Raw genomic sequence first — 17823 nt, 5'->3', positions numbered from 1 at the left:
AGTATAAATCATATTTTAGAATCTAAGTTTAATGAAGGTGAAATTAAACCAATTAGTAATCTTCCACAATCATTAGAGATTAATACTAAAAACTCAAATTATTCTCACTATGTATTAGATACTCAAAAGATTAAGCCCAAATATGATGAAAAGCTATTTCAGGGAAAGATATGGATACTGGTAAGTGAAGATGTATACTCTTCTTCAGAAAATTTTGCAATGTTTTCAAAAAATACAGATTTTGCAACATTAGTTGGAACAAATACTGGGGGAGATGGAGGAGTAGCAGATCCTATCTTAATTAGCCTCCCAAATAGTGGACTAATAGTTAGGTTCAGTATGTTGTATGGATTAAATCCTGATGGAACTGGGAATGAAAAGTATGGAACAACTCCAGATATACTAATTGATGAAGAGCAAGATGCTTTTGATAAAACTATAGAAGAGATAAATAGAAAAAATTAAATATAGACCTTTAATGAGTTTGTCATAATTGCAATTAAGACAAACTGGATAAAATAGCTATAACAATTGATATAACTAGGATAGAGTAGGTTTACTGCTCTGTCCTTTTTTCTTTTAAATATTTAAGCTTGTCATAGTGTTTAATCTAACCTATTTATGTAAAACTCTGATAGATTAGCAAGAAATTTACTTGAATTAAGTTTAGATGTTTAAAATCAATAATATTGACGCTTTAAAATCGATTATAAGAGCATTTAGAGACACTCAGGTGTTAATGCTAGAGTAGGACATTTTAAAGCGTAAGAATGAACGAAAAAACTGCTGTATTTATCTTTATAACACTCTCGACCGATGAAATTATAAAAGTGACTCTTGTATACCCTGTAAACCTTGTAAACGATGTAAACCATGTAAATTATGTATACAGAGTTTACAGTGTATACTGCAAGAAAAGAAATTCGTGAATAATACCCTTTTACCCTTGCTTAATGTAATCACATGAACTATCCTTAAAATAAGCGTGAATAATACCTTTTAATATACCAATTTAAGAATACAACTAGGATTTCCTTCATTCCTAGTTTCATACATAAAACCCGTATTTCAATGAAATACGGGTTTTATCATGATTAAAGCTTATTTTATTGGTTTAAATTACTACTAACCAATAGTTCTATAAAGAGTTATGCTTCTTTCTTCTTCATTCCTAAACCAATTCCTGTAATTCCATAAATCATAGCGAATACGATACATAGGTAACATGGAACTGCCCAAATCCAGTAATCTCCAACTCCGACTCCAAGCACTTCTAAGTAATAAATAGCAGAGACGCCCCATGGTACAAACATTAATACACCAACCATAATAATTGAGATGGACGCTACTCCTGATGTGAATACAATAATTAAACTTCCTAAAATTGTTGAACTATAATTTACAATCTGTTTACTCCTTTCTAAAAGTAAATTCACTCATTTCCTGTATAATAATAATCAAATAGGTATCGTGAGGTGTTCTTATGACAAAAAAGAATTATCGTAGGCGAAGGTTTGTCAGGGTGACTGTTGGTGCGGTGGCGATTCTCGTTGCTATCCCGCTTTTCGTTGGGGTCTATTCGCTCTTTAAGCCACTCCCTAAAGGGATTTCTACTCAGTCTGATTTTGTTAAAACAGATGATTTAGACCTACTCTATGATGTGACATATGAAGATAAAAACAAAGCAGTCCATCATGAGCAAGAAATTGTTGAAACGATGTACGAAGTGATCGATCATGCTGAGGATTTTCTCCTCGTCGACATGTTCTTATTTAACGATGACTATAATCACGACACACTTGAGTTCCCAACTTTGTCTGAGGATTTTGCAGCTCGTTTAGTACAAAAGAAACAAGAGTCTGACATTCCAATTACCGTCATCACAGATCCCATCAACTCTTTTTATGGTACATATGACACGCACGTATACAAAAAATTACGTGATGCTGGAATTGATGTTATAGAAACGGATCTGTCTAAATTAAGAGATTCTAACTATCTATACGGTGGTTATTACAGGATGTTTCTTACTTGGATAAAACCAGGTGGTCTGAAAATTTTACCAAACGCACTTCGTCCGATGGATGACAAAGTGGGTATTGGGAGTTATTTAAGACTCTTAAACTTCAAAGCCAATCACCGCAAGACAATCATGAATGAGAAAGAAGCGGTCATTGCGTCACTTAATCCACATGATGGTTCGAGCTTGCACTCTAATATTGCAGTGCGGTTTTCTGGAGATACTTTGAACGATTTATTAAAAAGTGAAACTGCTGTTTTAGATTTTTCAGGATATGATACATCTAAAATTAAGAAGTACGAAGTCGAAACTGATAAAAACACAGGTGAATACGAAATTTCTCTCGTCACTGAAGGTAAGATTAGAGAAGCGCTAATTGACACAGTGAATGAAGCTGAAGCGGGGGATTCTCTTAAAATCGGTGTGTTTTATCTTTCGGATCGTGGATTTATTAAAGCACTGAAGAAGGCGTTAGATCGCGATGTGCAGGTGCAACTGATTTTAGATATTAACCAAGATGCTTTTGGTAATGAGAAGAACGGTATTCCAAACAAGCCTGTGGCGAGTGAGTTAATGAATTATAAAAATCCTCCAGAAATTCGTTGGTATAAGTCTCATGGTGAGCAGTTTCATGCAAAGTTTATGCTGCATGATAATGGTGAAGATTCAACTTTGATTGTGGGTTCATCTAACTTCACAAGACGTAACTTGAAAGATTTAAACTTAGAAACCGACCTTGTTGTTAAGTCAAATTCGGACAGCGAAGAAATGATTTCCATGAATGAATATTACGATAGACTTTGGAATAACAAAAATGGTATTTACACGCTCGATTATGAGGAAGAAGCTGAAGATAGTATAATGAAAACAATTCTATACAGAATTCAAGAAGGGCTCGGTCTATCCACATTTTAACCAAGACATTTGTCTTGGTTTTTTATATTTACAGAAACTTTACATCATTTTCTGTTTGTTGAAGATTTTCTAGGGAATAGGTTTAGTAAATATTAAAAGTAGGAGTGAAAATATGAAATACTTAAAGCTATTGGCTGTACTATTTTTATCAATTACGCTCGCCGCATGTGGAGACAAGTCGGATGAAGAGTCCGCAGATACTAAAGATGAAAATAAAACTGAAGAGACGGCTGAGACAGAAACTGAAAACACTGAGGCAGCAGATGGCACAGCCGACTCAGATAGTGCGACAGAGGGTGATACTGAAAGTGAATCAGAATCAGACGATGCCGACACTGACACTGATTCTTCGGACGATTCGACTGAATCAGATAACGAAACTGATGATAGCGCGACTGAGGAGGAGGTAGTTAGTACATCAGAGAAAGAGTACAAAATCGGTGATGATACGACGCCATTACTTGGAACAAAAGCGATTGAGTTTGGTGAAGAATTAGAAGGGAAAGAAGAGAGTTCTCTTAAAGCACAAGAAATTATCGCAGAAGCACCAGATTCTCCAAACTATATTTTAAATAACTACCTCATTATGAGAGTGAAGAATGAATCAACGACAAACTATGACGCGACGGTTACACGTTCAATGGTTGACGAAGCGGACCCAGCAAAGATTTATACTGAAGTTGCTGATAAAAACACAGGTGAATTTAGAATGTTCAACTACGAGGAAAATGGTAAAGCTTACGTTTATGATCAAGGGTCTTGGGTTGAGTTTCCTCTTGAAGGAAAAGACCACGTCATGTACGGTCTAGCTGAGAATCTTGTATCTATCGCAGATGAAAACAACAGCGATTTCAAAGTATTTGAAGATGATGATCAGTTTTATCTAGAATACTCTGGTCCTGAAAACGAGCTCACAAAATCAATCAGTGACTCATACAATGTAAGGTATACAAAAGTGGATTTAAATACACTTAAATATAATGTGCTTTATAGCTTCGACAAAGAAGATAAAACACTAGACGATTTTATTTTCGTCTCAAGAGTGAAGGGGCAAAATCCGAATGAAACTCTACAAATTGAAGTACACGTAGAGTTTGATGATTATGGAAATCACCCTGCAAGTAAGATTACGAAACCACAAGGATTATAACTTTTACTTAGAGTGTGCAAAATTTGCACACTTTTTTGTTTCGTTCTTTATCTAGTAGGGAATAAATTAATAATTATATTTATAAACAGGAGTGAAAAAATATGAAGTATTTAAAACTTTTAGTCGTACTATTACTATCGATCACACTGGCAGCCTGTGGAGATAAGTCGGATGAAGAGTCCGCGGACATTAAAGATGACAATAAAACTGAAGAAGCGACAGCTGAAACTGAGAATAAAGATGATGAGGAAGAAGAGACAGATGACTCAAGTCGTACGACTGAAAGTGATGTTGAAGCGGATGATTCAGAAGAATCAAGCAGCACAACTGAAGGTGTGACAGAGACAGAGTCAGATGACTCAGCAACTGAAGATGAAGTTGTAGGGGAGTCTGAAAAAGAATACAAAATTGGTGATGATACTACACCATTACTCGGACAAAAAGCAATGGAATTCGGTCAAGAGTTAGAGGGTAAACAGCCAAGTAGCAAAACTGTAGATGACGTTCTTGGTAAAGTACCAAATGCAGCGAACTATATTTTAAATAACTATCTAATTTTGAGAGTAAAAGATGGAGAGACAGCAAACTATGATGCAGTTGTGACGCGGTCAATGATCGACGAATCGTCACCTGCAAAAATGTACACTGAAATTGCAGACAAACAAACGGGCGAATTCTACATGCTCTCATATGAAGAAGAGGGTAAAGCATATGCCTATCAGAATGGTACATGGACTGAACAATCACTTGGTGATAAAGAACATGCAGTCTATGGTTTAACAAATAACCTTAAATCAGCAGCTTTCGATAACAAAGAAGTCTTCAAAGTGTTTGAAGATGACGATAATTATTACTTAGAATATTCAGGACCACAAAATAAAATGACTGAAACGTTAAGTGAAATCTATAACTTCCAATATCAAAATGCGGATTTAAGCACGCTTAAATTCAACGTTGTGTATAGTGTAGACAAAGATGACAATACACTCGAAGACGTGATCGTGATTTCGAGAGTTAAGGGTCAAAACGCAAGTCAATCACTCCAAATTGAAGTCCACGCAGAATTTGAAGATTACGGAAACCACTCAGCAAACAAAATTAAAAGACCAGAAGGGTTATAAGATAAAAACCAGAGTGTGCGTAAAACGCACGCTCTTTTTTTATAGAATTATTTTCCTAACTAGAAGGGATTCCACGTCTTGATTAACTTCTAATCGGGGCGTAGTTTTTATCAAACAAGGATTCCACGCCTTGATTAACTTCTAATCGGGGCGTAGTTTTTATCTAACAAGGATTCCACGCCTTGATTAACCTCTAATCGGGGCGTAGTTTTTATCTAACAAGGATTCCACGACTTGATTAACCTCTAATCAGGACGTGGTTTTTATCAAACAAGAATTCCACGCCTTGATTAACCTCTAATCGGGGCGTAGTTTTTATCAAACAAGGATTCCACGCCTTGATTAATCTCTAATCAGGACGTAGTTTTCATCAAACAAGGATTCCACGCCTTGATTAACGTCTAATCGGGACGTGGTTTTTATCAAACAAGAATTCCACGCCTTGATTAACCTCTAATCAGGACGTAGTTTTCATCAAACAAGAATTCCACGCCTCGATTAACCTCTAATCGGGGCGTAGTTTTTATCAAACAAGGATTCCACGCCTCGATTAACTTCTAATCAGGACGTAGTTTTCATCAAACAAGAATTCCGCGCCTTGATTAACTTCTAATCGGGACGTGGTTTTTATCAAACAAGAATTCCACGCCTCGATTAACTTCTAAACGTCACGTGGTTTCTTAAATCTAAAATTAGACATGACGTTTCCATTATAATCACGCTTTCCGTCCACTCGAACAAGATAAAAACACACTCTTTTTTTGTGAATGCGCATGAAAAAAGAGAGTGCTCGCGCGCACTCTCATCTATTGTTCTATCTTAAAATTAAATTCTGTATCAAAGACAAACTTTCCTCTATCATATGTGCGCTCTACAAAGTGTACGTTTCCGTCTTGTGTAATTAAAATGACTGTCGAGCATCTCGTTCCGTACTCCATCTCTTCTAATTCAATGAACTGACTCGAAAGATTGTATTCCATAGATTCCCCAACACCAGTATGTTGGTTGTGATCATATGTTTTTTCTTTTGACTGCAATAATGTAAGGAGAGTGTGTTTATCTAATTCAATGTTTCCAGTGAGTGTGTCTAATGTATGTTTACCTAGCTGAACTTTCGCCCATGGTGTGTCGAGCGATGCGTTCGATAATCCGTGAATGTCTTCGGTCACTTTTTCTATCTTATTATCATAGTTATTCATGTAATAAAGTGACTCCGCGTCTCCTAATAATACATTGAATCCACCGTAGTCTTTGCTCTCTGTTCTTAAATGCATTAGGAAGTCTTCTGGCGTATCGTCTGATTTTAAAAAGTCTAACACAATGTCTCCACGTGACAACGGACTATTTTTAGACATTTCCTCTAAATTACGCACATTCGTAATCATCGCAATGCGTCCAGTTTTCGTAATCCCAAGCCACGTGCCACCACGCACTTCATCTGTTCCGTATAAAATATCTCCATGAAAAGCTGCTGGTGTAGCGGGGCGGTTGTATGATTCATCACGATTTGCAGCGATGACTAATTTATATTTTGGATCGTCTTTCAATTTAAAATTAATTACACACATCATTATTTCTCCAAATTAAATAGATTCCAAGGATAAACACTTGGTGGCATTTCTAGTGTCTCAATCATTTTATTTTGTGTTGGATGTTTATAATTTAACTCATATGCAAATAGAGCAAGTTGGTCCCCGACTTTATTCACATCTTGTCCGTAACGCTGATCTCCAAATAGTGGGTGTCCGAGATTTTGAAATTGCACTCTGATTTGATGTGAGCGTCCTGTTTCGAGTTCCACTGAAACGAGTGAAAAATTATCCACTGTATCTAACACTTCATAAGTTAACACTGCTTTTTTTGCATCCCTATAATCCTTCGGAACAACCCTAGACGTATTCGTCTTTTTGTTCTTCACCATATAATCAACGAGTTTCCCTGTGCCCTCAAGTTTCCCATGCACGACTGCAAGATATTTTCTCTCGACTTGACGGAGTCTTAATGCGTTAGATAAACGGCTTGCTGCCTTTGATGTCTTGGCAAATACAATCAGACCGGCAGTAGGGCGATCCAGTCGATGAACGAGACCCAAATACACATTACCTGGCTTGTTGTATGTTACTTTTATGTATTCTTTAATCATGGTGAATAAGTCCTTATCCTTAGACGCATCTTCTTGGACAGGGGTATTGGCTGGCTTTTCTACCACAATTGTATGATTGTCTTCATAAATAATTTTTAAATCCATAAATAAACCTCAAAAAAAACCGTAGTGCTATTATTGTAGCACTACGTTTCAGTTAAATCTAAATTTTAGTTTTTGTTTACAGATGCATCGTAGATTGATTCAATTGATTTCTTTAAATCAGAGTTGAACTCATCATCTGATTGATTTGCAGATAATCCTTCAGTTAATGCACGTGAGAAGCTTGCTAGGATACCATTGTTTTTCTTAAGTAATTCGTTAGCTTCGTCTCTAGAGTATCCACCAGATAACGCAACTACACGGATTACACGTGGATGGTTAACTAAATCTTCGTAAAGATTTGCTTCTGTTGGAATTGTTAATTTTAACATCACTTCTTCACCTTCAGAAAGGTCGTCTAAGTGTGCTAAAATTTCTTTATTTAATAACGTTTCGATTTCTTTTTTATCAGCAGAGTTAATGTTAACTTCTGGTTCGATAATTGGAACTAAACCTTTTGCCAAGATTTGTTTACCAACTTCAAATTGCTGATCAACAACAGCTTTAATACCTTCTTCGTTAAAACTGTTCACTACAGAACGCATTTTAGTTCCAAAGATATTTCTTTCATTTGCACGGTCAAGAAGTGCATCAAGTTCAGGCATATCTTTCATTAATTGAACACCATTTTCTTCATCAGCCAGACCTTTGTCTACTTTTAAGAAAGGCACAACATCTTTTTCAATTAAATAATCAGCAGTGTATTTACCTTCGACTTCACGGTCCATCGTTTGTTCGAATAAAATCGCGCCTAAGATGTGCTCACCAGTGAAACTTGGTGAAGTAACAATGCGTGTTCTCATTTCGTGAACAAGATCAAACATTTCGTCTTCATTGTTATACTGATCTTCATTTACACCATATAATTTTAATGCTTTTGGTGTAGAACCACCACTTTGGTCTAATGCAGCGATAAAACCTTTGCCATTTTTAACTTTTTCTAACTGTGACATGTTAAAGTCGACACTCCCCATAATTTTATAAAAACGCTTCATTTATAGTATGCTAAACTTTACACAAAAGTGCAATTATTTTCTTGGTGAATCGCATAATAGTGCTATTTAAAAGAATATTTCAGATAAAAACCTACTCAGCAAAAATTTGGTGCCAAGCATCTTTACCATCTAGCATTTCTTGAGCAGTATTTTTAGCCCCATCAAGGTCGTGACTCTTCGCGAACCCACATTGGACTTCATTTTGTGCTGGAATTTCAGTTGCTTCTAAAACATCGTGTAATGTTTTTTCTAGTGCTTCTGCAATATTTTCAGAGTTGTCATCATTGAATACTGTAAGATAAAAACCAGTCTGACAACCCATTGGGCTTAAATCAATCACATTCTCGTAGTGATTTCTCATGTTCTCAGCCATCAAATGCTCCAAGGTATGCATGACTGGCATTTTTAAGAATGTTTTATTTGGTTGTTTAAATCGAAGATCATATTTATGAACCTTATCTCCATTTGCACCATCTACTGTGCCGGCTAAACGAATAAACGGAGCCTCTACTTTTGTATGATCTAGGTTAAAACTTTCAACGTTATATTTTTTCATAAAATTACTCCTCACATTAATGCTTCATTACTCTATATTAACGAACAAAACACGCGTGCTCAAGAAATTCGCGTATAAACTTGCTATAATGAAACTATGAAAAAGATCCAGTTTAATGATGTGTTTAAATCATATGAAGACAATCAAATATTGAAAACAATTGATTTTTCTGTCGAAAGAGGAGAAGCGTTTGTTATTGTAGGACCTTCTGGTTCAGGTAAGAGTACAATCCTAAATTTAATCGCTGGACTTATAAAACCAGATTCCGGCGAGATTATTATGGAGGGGAGAGCGGTTACACATGAGTCTCCAAAGACTCGGAATGTGTCGTTTGTCTTTCAGGATTTTGCACTTTATCCGCATATGAGTGTGTATAATAATATCGCGTTCGCATTAAAATCAAAACGAATGAATAAGACGGATATAAATACTCGCGTGGATACAATCGCGAAAAAGCTACATATCGAAAAATTATTAAAACGTTATCCGAATGAGTTATCTGGCGGGCAAAAGCAACGAGTCGCATTAGCACGTGCACTTGCAACGGAAGCGGATATCATATTGATGGATGAGCCTTTATCTAGCTTAGACACGGATCTTCGTCTAAAATTACGCGAAGAATTAAAAGTATTTCATAAAGAAAATAACACGACGCTTATTTTTGTGACACATGACCAAACAGAAGCGATGACACTTGCGGATCGTATTATGATTATCAACAACGGAACGATCGAGCAGATCGGTACACCGCGTGAAATTTATTTAGAGCCTATGACGCCTTTCGTTGGAAAGTTTATTGGCACACCTAAAATGAATTTATTTAAAAATGATGTGGGGACACTTTTTGGAATTCGTCCGCAACATATTAAAATTTCTGATAGCCACCTAGGTGAACCTGTAGTAATTACATCTATTGATTATTTAGGACAAGAAAATTGGGTACACTTTGAATATGATGCACATCCATTTGTACTCGTGACGACTAGAGTGGATCTAGAAGTCGGTCAAACGATTCATATCACAATGGATGAATCTAATATTGCAACTTTTAATTAAAAAATGGAGTGGTAATGATGATTACAGAAAAAGATTTAGAATTTTTAGAGCTTGCTGTACAACAAGCAGAAATTGCGCTCAAAGAAGGGGATCAGCCATTTGGTTCTGTACTCGTTAATGACAAAGGCGAAGTTTTATTTAAAGACTATAACCATGTTTCTACTGGAGACAATACGAGACATCCAGAGTTCGAGATTACAAGATGGGCGAGTCAAAATATGACACCAGAAGAGAGAAAGAATTCTGTTGTGTACACGTCAGGTGAACATTGTCCGATGTGCGCGACAGCGCATGGCATTAATGGACTAGGTAAAATTGTATACGCGACAAGTAGTAAACAGTTTAGGGAATGGCAAGACGAATTTGGAGTGAGTAAAGGCAATATCAAACCACTATCAATCGAAGATATCGTGACTGATATCGAAGTAGTAGGACCTGTAAAAGAATTTGAAGATAGAGTGAAAGAACTTCAAAGACAATATTATAATCAGTAACAAAAAAGCCATCTGAACGATTCAGATGGCTTTCCTATTATTTATGCGCCTCAGTATCTTCATTAATTTCAATTTCTGTTTCAGGTTCAGTGTTTTCATCGTCTGGAGTGACTTCAAACATCTGATCCTTAATGTCATCGTTCGGTTCTAAATTAAAGTTTAAAATGAGATTAAGAATAATTGCTGTAAGACTTCCCATCACAATACCACTTTCTGTGATTACAGAGAGGCGAGCTGGGAGTGACGTAAACACGTCAGGTACTGCAGTAACTCCAAGTCCAAATGCGATTGAAATCGCAACAACCATCAGGTTATTTTGGTTTTCAAAGTTAACTGTAGAGAGCATCTTAATTCCGTAAGCAATGACCATACCGAACATCGCTATCATCGCGCCACCTAATACAGATTCAGGAATAGCGAGTGTTGCTGCTCCAATTTTTGGCATTAAACCGAGCAATATGAGCATGACACCAGCGATGTAGATGATGCGTAAACGTCGTACGCCAGACAGTTGAATTAACCCAACGTTTTGACTGAATGCAGTGTACGGTAAAGAGTTAAACAGTCCACCGAGCATGATTGCGACACCTTCAGCACGATATCCACGTTTTAAATCCGCTTCACGAATGTCTTTATCTGTAATATCTCCCAGTGCAAAATACACACCAGTCGATTCAACAAGGCTCACCATAGCAACTAAAATCATTGTCAAAATTGGCACAAGATGAAATTCTGGTGTCCCAAAATAGAACACAACAGGTAAATGTACCCATGATGCGTCTTTTACAGGAGATAAATCCACGAGTCCAAAGAATGATGCAATAATTGTACCGACAATAATACCAATCAAGATTGCGATAGAGGCAAAGAATCCTTTCGCAAACTTCAGAACAAGTAAGATAATTAAAAGCGTTAAGAATCCAAGTCCGATATTTTGTAATGAGGCAAAGTCTTCAGAGCCTTGGCCACCTGCAAAGTTATTTAGAGCAACAGGGATTAGCGTCACACCAATGATTGTAACAACAGAGCCAGTTACGACAGGAGGGAAAAACTTAATTAGTTTACTAAAATATTTCGCAATTAAAACAACAAATAACCCAGAAACAAGTATCGCACCATATACCGAACCAATACTATATGTATTCGCAATATTGATGATTGGTCCGACAGCTGTAAACGTACATCCTAAAACAACAGGGAGCCCGATACCCATAAATTTATTTTTCCATACTTGTAAAATCGTCGCGACACCACACATCATGATATCGATTGAAATTAAGTATGTGAGTTGAGTTGTAGTAAGGCCAATAGAAAAACCTATAATTAGAGGTACGACTACAGCACCCGCATACATCGCGAGTACGTGCTGAAGTCCAAGTGACATGTCTTTAAACATGTTTACCTCTCTCATTCGTCGTCACCTACAAATTTGATATTACCATTGTACATCGATTCAATTCGAGCGAGAGACTCTACACGATATCCTTTGTCACGTAAGATTTTACCGCCACTTTGGAATGCTTTTTCAATGACAATACCAACACCGACTATTTCAGCACCAGATTGGTTTACAACATCAATCAGTGCATTTGCCGCTTCACCGTTTGCTAAGAAATCGTCGATGATTAGTACTTTATCTTCTTTAGATAAAAACTTGCGTGCTACAGCGATTGTGTTCGTTTCTTGTTTAGTAAATGAAAATACTTGTGACGTATAGAGATCATCTTTTAGAGTTAATGATTGTCTCTTTCTTCCGAATACGACAGGAATGTCTAACTGTAAACCAACCATAACAGATGGTGCAATTCCTGATGATTCTAGCGTAAGCACTTTTGTGATTTCTGTATCGTTAAAACGTTCTATAAATTCTTCGCCGACTGCTTTCATTAATTTAGCGTCAATTTGGTGATTTAGGAACGAATCTACTTTGAGAACATTCTCACTTAATGCGTTACCGTCCTTTAATATACGGTCTTTTAAAAGTTTCATGATAATCTCCAATCGTATAATTATCTATAAATAATAGCAGAAAAAAAGGTTTGCAACAATGGTTACAAGGAGTATAATGGACTAATGTTTTTTAAGAGGAAAGTAGGAGGAAAATAATATATATGAAAAAGTATGAGTTTTTAGCAGATGATCCTTCAGTTAATTCGAAGATGATCATGACCTCTCTCATCATTGGAGCTTTCTTTGCGATTTTAAATGAAACTTTGTTAAACGTTGCATTGACAACAATTATGGAAGAATTTGATGTCACGCTGACCACAGTTCAGTGGATGGCAACTGGATTTATGCTCGTGATGGGTATAATACTTCCTATTTCAGCACTCATTATCCAGTGGTTCACAACAAGACAAATATTTTTAGGTACAATGATAATTTTTATAACAGGAACAATCATTGCAGCGTGTGCACAAAATTTCCCAATGTTACTCACAGGCCGTATGATTCAAGCTGTGGGTACCGGTGCATTAATGCCAGTATTATTTAATGTGATGCTTGTGATGTATAAGCCAGCGGTGCGTGGTAAAATCATGGGTATCATTGGATTTGTAATTATGTTTGCGCCAGCGATGGGTCCGACATTATCAGGAGTCATTGTTGAGTATCTTGGATGGAGATATCTATTCATTATCGTAGTTCCATGTGTCCTATTTGCACTCATTTTTGCGAGCAAATATCTTGTTAACGTATCAGAAGTTACGAAACCTAAGATTGATGTACTATCGGTCCTTTTATCTACAATTGGATTTGGTGGTACCATATACGGGTTTAGTTCGGTGGGGCAGTCCGAAGCAGGATTCAGTAGTCCGGTTGTTATTGTATCTATCATTATCGGTCTTTTAGCGATTGTTTTATTCGCATGGAGACAGTTTAAATTAGAAGAACCGATCATGAACTTACGTGTGCTGAAGTATCCATTATTCTTACACGCAATTGCGATGTTTCTAATTATCGTTATGACAATGTTTGCGACAGAGATTATTCTTCCGGTATACATGCAAACAACGATGCTCGTTTCTGCAGCAGTCGTTGGTATGGCAATGCTACCTGGAAGTCTATTAAACGGGTTCTTATCACCATTTATGGGTGCCTTGTTCGACAAAGTAGGTCCAAGAGTCATGATGATTCCAGCTACAGCTGTGTTATCAGTCGTGCTTTACTTCTATACGAAGATTAACCCAGATACAAGCGTATGGATGATTGTCGTCGGGTTTGCACTCATTATGGTGTCAATTAGTGCGACAATGATGCCAGCGCAAACAAACGGGTTAAACCAGCTACCTAAGGCGTTGTATCCACATGGATCAGCAGTTATGAGTACACTACAACCCCTTGGTGGAGCTATTGGAGTTTCTGTTTTTATCAGCATATTAAACTCCAAGAAGCTTGCGTTTTTAGCAAATAACCCAGGTGCAACAGAGAACGAGGCAATGACAAACGCAGTTGAGTTTGTGTATACGATTAGCTTTATAGGTGCACTCATTACATTCGTTCTTGCATTATTTGTGAGACGCGCAGAACCAATCAATCTAGAAGAAGAAAAATAAAAAGCGTCGTAAAGACGCTTTTTTCTATACAAAATAATAGATGAACGAGCCAACGAGAATTGCTAGGAATCCAATTCTTAATGAAAACGGCCAGTTGAGTTTTGTGATTTTATAAGGTGAAATTTTTAGCAATTGGTTTGTCAGAGTAGATGTCATACCATATGGCGCAGCTGCTGCGACACCAAGGCCACAGACGATCATTACAACTGCAATTGGCACCATTGTCGCTTCGGACATAATCGGTGCAAGCATACTCCCGAGTATCCCAATCGTTGCGACTGGGTGTACACCAATCATAGACAAGATATATATAAGCACCATTATGAATAATAGAATAAATGGGAAGAACCCTTCAATCTGCCTTAATATACTCTCTAAATACACAGGAATGACACTTTCACTAAATCCTTTAGAAAACACACCTAAAGATAAAAACAGAACCGTAAAGTGTTGCATGGTATTATTGTGGGCTTTCCAAGCAGGGAGAGACACTTGTAAAAAGTAACTAAACACGCGTAAGATAATTGCCGTGATGACAGAGAAAGGAATGATGATCAGTGCAACTGTCATTACGAAACCTGAGTCAAAGTATTCTACGAGACCTATAACGAGAGCCATAAACGAGATTACAATAATGGCTAGTTTAATGAGTGACTTTTTAACTGCATCAAAATCTAGCTTCTCGAATTCATATCCAATTTGGATTTGACTGAATTCCGTACTGACTTTTTTCATCTCGTATAGGTACATAATGATTGAAATTAAAATGATCCAAGGAATGACTTGGAAGTATGATGCACCAGTCTCATCGATACTAATACCAACAAGTATCTCGATTGGACTCCACATCACTGCAAGACCAAATGCGCGTAATGTACTTTTTGCAATAAAGTGAATGCGTACATTTCTGTCTTCACCATTCAGAATTTTTCCGAGCACATTTTGAACGATATAGATAGATGAGATATTCAAAAATATCGTGAGTACATATGTTGTCATAATCGTACGATTATATATTTTATCTAATCGACCTTTTTGGTCTTCTATCAAACTAACGATAGACTCTTCCATACCCCCAACTTGAATGACCGTGTTGATGAATGGAAGAAGACTTAAGAATAAGAGTAAGTTCATGTTATCAATGATATGTACAATCGTCTCACTAAATGAAATACCACTTACAAACGCAAGTAAGAATCCAATAAGTAGGAATGCTCCGCCAATAATTTTGAAAAGCTTGGACGACATCCACCATGAAATTACAAACATGACTGAGGCAATTGTAACAACTGCATATTGTACTGTCGTATTACCTGTATAAAAGTATATTAAGAATAAAACAAATAAAATAAAAAAACCGATATAGATTCGGTTTAAGAATTGAGACGTCTCTCTAGCCATAAAATCCTCCTGACTCTAGTTTTAAAAGTAAAGAAATAGTGCACCGAAAAAGATTAAAAAGAGTGGTGTGACAAATATCGCAAAATACACGCCTGGATATGGATCATCTTTAGGTACGATTACTTTTTTAATAAAAAATTGAGCGAGACCTAAGAAAATTGCACCAGCAATAGAAAGTATTGCACCACCTAAAACGGTTTGTTCATTCAAGTCGATTTTAAGCATAAGCCATAGTAAACCAAAGCCACCTAAAGCACCTAATAAAAATGACGATGTATATTTAAGAAATCTTTCCATGTTACCTCCAAAGTTAAAATATTCTTATATTTATAGTATCATTAAAATAACAATAAAAGGATGGTTGATTTTAATGAACGTACAAGAAGCAATTAGATTACGTCGCAGCACGAAGCTGTTTAAAGATGATGAAAAAATGAGTCATACAGATATAAAAGATATCATTGAAGCGGCAACACATGCGCCGACGCATCACTTTACAGAAGCATGGCGTTTTATTGTCATGGAAGGTGAGTCTAGAATGCCGTTTTATAATGCATGTCTGTCATTTGTAGAAGATAAATTTAAAGATGCAACTTCTGAAGAAATGGAGAAGAGACGTGACAAAATGGTCTCTAAAGCACTCTTTGCGCCAACGGCAATTGCGGTTGTATATTCGGAAAACAAAGACAATCCGCGCGGTGACTATAAAGAAGATATTCTTTCAATTGGAGCTGCAATTCAAAATATGCTCTTAGAAGCAACTGCAAAAGATATTCAATCGATCTGGAAAACAGGTGGGGTATACAATAGTGCACCAGTGAAAGAAGTCTTTAATATGGATGAAGATGAAGAAGTCATCGGGGTTATTTTCTTAGGAAAAGGTGAACGAGATAAGATTCCTAAGAGAATTCGTACAAATGCCGAAGAAAAGACGACTTGGATTTAATAAAACATGAAAATACTTGTATACGTGTTATACGCACTTGCGACACTACTCATGTTACTTACTATTTTAGTCATACCAAAAGAGTATAACTTCATTGCTTACCTTGGTGTATTAATCTTGGTACTTGGTGCAATCGTCACTAACATGAGAACTGAACTTTAACTTTAAAATAAAAATAAGCTCACATTAAGAATCATTCTTAGTGTGAGCTTTTTGTTACTTCATTCTATTTTCTTCTTCGATTTCTTCTTTTGCTTTGTGTCTTGTGTAGTAGAAAAGTATTACTGATATAAATGCTGAACCCACACCAAGTAGTGGATGGACTGCTGTTGTAAAGAGACTCGCAACGTTCAGTGCTAAGGCAATCAGTAAAATCACTACGGATACATAGTATAGTTTTTTAAACATTCATTAAGTTCCTCCGGTAAGTGATACAGTATTTATTATACATGAACATTAAAATCATTGTGTGTGTAGTATTCATCTCTCTTGAGATGACTTTAAATAGAATGTTTATGATTTAACTATTAAAAGTTGGAGGCTCTCCAGGAGAATATGTACCAAGTATATTTAAGTACATCGATTTCTCTCTGATTTCATTCAAACTTGTAGTTAAATTACCTTTTGCACTGCGTTCAACGTCAATAAAGAAGCCATAAGAGAAAGCTTTCTTCTGTATTGGTCGAGACATCAAATAGAGTAGGTTAATGTGATATTTACTAAAGATATTTAAAATCTCGTTCAGTGATCCCGTTGAGTGTTCTGTCTCAACGTAAATGCTTGTTTTATCTTTATGTGAAAGATATGGTTCACGTCTCTTTTTAAATATTAAGAAACGCGTCGTGTTTAATGGATTATCACTGATATTTTCTCTTTGAACTTTCATATCATAGAGTTCAGCAGCATGCGTTCCTGCAATTGCAGCAATGTTTGTAAGTTCACTATTTTTAACCATTTCTACTGCACCTGCAGTATCGTGATATTCTTTGATTTCGAGTTTTTCAATTTCATTTAAATATGTGATGCATTGTTCAAGTGCCTCAGGGTGTGAATATACGATTTGAATATCTTCAAATTTTGTTTCTTTCTTAGTGATTAATGCATGATCAATCTTCACATAGATTTCACTTACTGCACTCACTTCTAGATATTTCATGAGATCAATGGTTCTAGTAATTGGACCTGAGGTTGAATTTTCGACAGGTAACGCTATATAATCTACGTCTTCGTTCATAAGTGCTTGAACGAGCTCTTTAAAAGTTGTGTAACCAAATGATTCAAATGGTGTATTTCCAAAGAATTTTGCAGATGCCAGAGAGCTATAGCTCCCTGGCACCCCTTGATAACCTATTTTCATGTAATAATCCACC

19 protein-coding genes and 1 pseudogene are annotated in these 17823 nt (G+C 36.4%); 9 read left to right on the top strand and 11 right to left on the bottom strand.

Annotated elements, in window-relative coordinates; genetic code table 11:
- The first annotated feature begins 3 nt into the window (after nt 1-3).
- Complete coding sequence (locus IEU51_RS08795) at nt 4-465, top strand: S41 family peptidase (RefSeq protein ID WP_186088597.1); 462 nt, start codon at nt 4-6, stop codon at nt 463-465.
- A gap of 683 nt (nt 466-1148) precedes the next feature.
- Here IEU51_RS08795 and IEU51_RS08790 read toward each other — a convergent pair.
- Nucleotides 1149-1388: pseudogene (locus IEU51_RS08790) on the bottom strand (Na+/H+ antiporter NhaC); the annotation flags it as partial.
- A gap of 95 nt (nt 1389-1483) precedes the next feature.
- Between IEU51_RS08790 and IEU51_RS08785 the strand changes: the two are divergent.
- From IEU51_RS08785 to IEU51_RS08775, 3 genes are all read left to right on the top strand, one after another.
- The gene (locus IEU51_RS08785) at nt 1484-2935 is read left to right on the top strand and encodes a phospholipase D-like domain-containing protein (protein ID WP_186088436.1); all 1452 of its coding nucleotides are present in this window, start codon (nt 1484-1486) and stop codon (nt 2933-2935) included.
- Nucleotides 2936-3047: 112 nt separating this feature from the next.
- Nucleotides 3048-4085 (top strand): hypothetical protein, encoded by a 1038-nt coding sequence (locus IEU51_RS08780; protein WP_186088437.1) that lies wholly within the window; start codon nt 3048-3050, stop codon nt 4083-4085.
- A gap of 101 nt (nt 4086-4186) precedes the next feature.
- Nucleotides 4187-5206: a hypothetical protein gene (locus IEU51_RS08775; RefSeq protein ID WP_186088438.1), complete on the top strand. Its 1020-nt coding sequence runs from the start codon at nt 4187-4189 to the stop codon at nt 5204-5206.
- Nucleotides 5207-6012: 806 nt separating this feature from the next.
- On the opposite strand, the gene IEU51_RS08770 is transcribed toward IEU51_RS08775, so the two are convergent.
- From IEU51_RS08770 to IEU51_RS08755, 4 genes are all read right to left on the bottom strand, one after another.
- Entirely contained in the window at nt 6013-6777 is a 765-nt protein-coding gene (locus IEU51_RS08770; protein WP_186088439.1) for an NRDE family protein, read from the bottom strand.
- Nucleotides 6777-7454, bottom strand: a complete 678-nt coding sequence (locus tag IEU51_RS08765) for an RluA family pseudouridine synthase (RefSeq protein WP_186088440.1) — start codon at nt 7452-7454, stop codon at nt 6777-6779. Before IEU51_RS08765 ends, IEU51_RS08770 begins: the two co-directional genes overlap by 1 nt.
- A gap of 65 nt (nt 7455-7519) precedes the next feature.
- The gene (locus IEU51_RS08760) at nt 7520-8425 is read right to left on the bottom strand and encodes a fructose bisphosphate aldolase (RefSeq protein ID WP_408634900.1); all 906 of its coding nucleotides are present in this window, start codon (nt 8423-8425) and stop codon (nt 7520-7522) included.
- A gap of 112 nt (nt 8426-8537) precedes the next feature.
- Complete coding sequence (locus IEU51_RS08755; protein ID WP_186088442.1) at nt 8538-9002, bottom strand: S-ribosylhomocysteine lyase; 465 nt, start codon at nt 9000-9002, stop codon at nt 8538-8540.
- 96 nt (nt 9003-9098) lie between these two features.
- Here IEU51_RS08755 and IEU51_RS08750 point away from each other — a divergent pair, with 96 nt between their 5' ends.
- Both IEU51_RS08750 and IEU51_RS08745 read left to right on the top strand, forming a co-directional pair.
- Complete coding sequence (locus IEU51_RS08750; RefSeq protein WP_186088443.1) at nt 9099-10058, top strand: ABC transporter ATP-binding protein; 960 nt, start codon at nt 9099-9101, stop codon at nt 10056-10058.
- A gap of 14 nt (nt 10059-10072) precedes the next feature.
- On the top strand, nt 10073-10552 hold the full coding sequence (locus tag IEU51_RS08745) for a nucleoside deaminase (RefSeq protein ID WP_308808184.1): 480 nt from the start codon (nt 10073-10075) through the stop codon (nt 10550-10552).
- Between the two features lie 37 nt (nt 10553-10589).
- On the opposite strand, the gene IEU51_RS08740 is transcribed toward IEU51_RS08745, so the two are convergent.
- Together IEU51_RS08740 and IEU51_RS08735 are read right to left on the bottom strand one after the other, a co-directional pair.
- Nucleotides 10590-11963 carry a nucleobase:cation symporter-2 family protein gene (locus IEU51_RS08740; protein WP_186088444.1) on the bottom strand — a complete coding sequence of 458 codons (1374 nt, stop codon included), beginning with the start codon at nt 11961-11963 and terminating at the stop codon, nt 10590-10592.
- The gene (locus IEU51_RS08735) at nt 11960-12541 is read right to left on the bottom strand and encodes a xanthine phosphoribosyltransferase (RefSeq protein ID WP_186088445.1); all 582 of its coding nucleotides are present in this window, start codon (nt 12539-12541) and stop codon (nt 11960-11962) included. The genes IEU51_RS08740 and IEU51_RS08735 overlap by 4 nt, the downstream gene beginning before the upstream one ends.
- Before the next feature lie 122 nt (nt 12542-12663).
- Between IEU51_RS08735 and IEU51_RS08730 the strand changes: the two genes are divergently transcribed.
- Complete coding sequence (locus IEU51_RS08730) at nt 12664-14106, top strand: MDR family MFS transporter (protein WP_186088446.1); 1443 nt, start codon at nt 12664-12666, stop codon at nt 14104-14106.
- Nucleotides 14107-14130: 24 nt separating this feature from the next.
- Here IEU51_RS08730 and IEU51_RS08725 read toward each other — a convergent pair whose 3' ends face one another.
- Both IEU51_RS08725 and IEU51_RS08720 read right to left on the bottom strand, forming a co-directional pair.
- The gene (locus tag IEU51_RS08725; RefSeq protein ID WP_186088447.1) at nt 14131-15507 is read right to left on the bottom strand and encodes a hypothetical protein; all 1377 of its coding nucleotides are present in this window, start codon (nt 15505-15507) and stop codon (nt 14131-14133) included.
- Nucleotides 15508-15528: 21 nt separating this feature from the next.
- Nucleotides 15529-15804, bottom strand: a complete 276-nt coding sequence (locus tag IEU51_RS08720; RefSeq protein ID WP_186088448.1) for a hypothetical protein — start codon at nt 15802-15804, stop codon at nt 15529-15531.
- A gap of 73 nt (nt 15805-15877) precedes the next feature.
- Between IEU51_RS08720 and IEU51_RS08715 the strand changes: the two genes are divergently transcribed.
- Entirely contained in the window at nt 15878-16453 is a 576-nt protein-coding gene (locus IEU51_RS08715; protein WP_186088449.1) for a nitroreductase family protein, read from the top strand.
- Nucleotides 16454-16459: 6 nt separating this feature from the next.
- On the top strand, nt 16460-16615 hold the full coding sequence (locus tag IEU51_RS08710) for a hypothetical protein (RefSeq protein WP_186088450.1): 156 nt from the start codon (nt 16460-16462) through the stop codon (nt 16613-16615).
- Nucleotides 16616-16669: 54 nt separating this feature from the next.
- On the opposite strand, the gene IEU51_RS08705 is transcribed toward IEU51_RS08710, so the two are convergent.
- Entirely contained in the window at nt 16670-16861 is a 192-nt protein-coding gene (locus tag IEU51_RS08705) for a hypothetical protein (RefSeq protein WP_186088451.1), read from the bottom strand.
- 112 nt (nt 16862-16973) lie between these two features.
- A complete protein-coding gene (locus IEU51_RS08700; protein WP_186088452.1) occupies nt 16974-17810 on the bottom strand; it encodes a prephenate dehydratase in 837 nt (278 codons plus the stop codon).
- Nucleotides 17811-17823 lie beyond the last annotated feature (13 nt).

The sequence above is a fragment of the Phocicoccus schoeneichii genome (assembly GCF_014635565.1).
GTDB classification, from domain to species: Bacteria; Bacillota; Bacilli; order Staphylococcales; family Salinicoccaceae; genus Phocicoccus; species Phocicoccus schoeneichii.
The sequence above is the reverse complement of the archived record's forward strand: the minus strand, read 5'-3'. Positions and strand labels throughout refer to the sequence as shown.

Coding starts and splice junctions, on each gene's coding strand:
- IEU51_RS08745 (WP_308808184.1), top strand. CDS start 10,073: ATGATGATTACAGAAAAAGATTTAGAATTTTTAGAGCTTGCTGTACAA.
- IEU51_RS08770 (WP_186088439.1), bottom strand. CDS start 6,777: ATGATGTGTGTAATTAATTTTAAATTGAAAGACGATCCAAAATATAAA.
- IEU51_RS08765 (WP_186088440.1), bottom strand. CDS start 7,454: ATGGATTTAAAAATTATTTATGAAGACAATCATACAATTGTGGTAGAA.
- IEU51_RS08710 (WP_186088450.1), top strand. CDS start 16,460: ATGAAAATACTTGTATACGTGTTATACGCACTTGCGACACTACTCATG.
- IEU51_RS08700 (WP_186088452.1), bottom strand. CDS start 17,810: ATGAAAATAGGTTATCAAGGGGTGCCAGGGAGCTATAGCTCTCTGGCA.
- IEU51_RS08760 (WP_408634900.1), bottom strand. CDS start 8,425: ATGGGGAGTGTCGACTTTAACATGTCACAGTTAGAAAAAGTTAAAAAT.
- IEU51_RS08755 (WP_186088442.1), bottom strand. CDS start 9,002: ATGAAAAAATATAACGTTGAAAGTTTTAACCTAGATCATACAAAAGTA.
- IEU51_RS08720 (WP_186088448.1), bottom strand. CDS start 15,804: ATGGAAAGATTTCTTAAATATACATCGTCATTTTTATTAGGTGCTTTA.
- IEU51_RS08750 (WP_186088443.1), top strand. CDS start 9,099: ATGAAAAAGATCCAGTTTAATGATGTGTTTAAATCATATGAAGACAAT.
- IEU51_RS08785 (WP_186088436.1), top strand. CDS start 1,484: ATGACAAAAAAGAATTATCGTAGGCGAAGGTTTGTCAGGGTGACTGTT.
- IEU51_RS08725 (WP_186088447.1), bottom strand. CDS start 15,507: ATGGCTAGAGAGACGTCTCAATTCTTAAACCGAATCTATATCGGTTTT.
- IEU51_RS08730 (WP_186088446.1), top strand. CDS start 12,664: ATGAAAAAGTATGAGTTTTTAGCAGATGATCCTTCAGTTAATTCGAAG.
- IEU51_RS08715 (WP_186088449.1), top strand. CDS start 15,878: ATGAACGTACAAGAAGCAATTAGATTACGTCGCAGCACGAAGCTGTTT.
- IEU51_RS08740 (WP_186088444.1), bottom strand. CDS start 11,963: ATGAGAGAGGTAAACATGTTTAAAGACATGTCACTTGGACTTCAGCAC.
- IEU51_RS08705 (WP_186088451.1), bottom strand. CDS start 16,861: ATGTTTAAAAAACTATACTATGTATCCGTAGTGATTTTACTGATTGCC.
- IEU51_RS08780 (WP_186088437.1), top strand. CDS start 3,048: ATGAAATACTTAAAGCTATTGGCTGTACTATTTTTATCAATTACGCTC.
- IEU51_RS08775 (WP_186088438.1), top strand. CDS start 4,187: ATGAAGTATTTAAAACTTTTAGTCGTACTATTACTATCGATCACACTG.
- IEU51_RS08735 (WP_186088445.1), bottom strand. CDS start 12,541: ATGAAACTTTTAAAAGACCGTATATTAAAGGACGGTAACGCATTAAGT.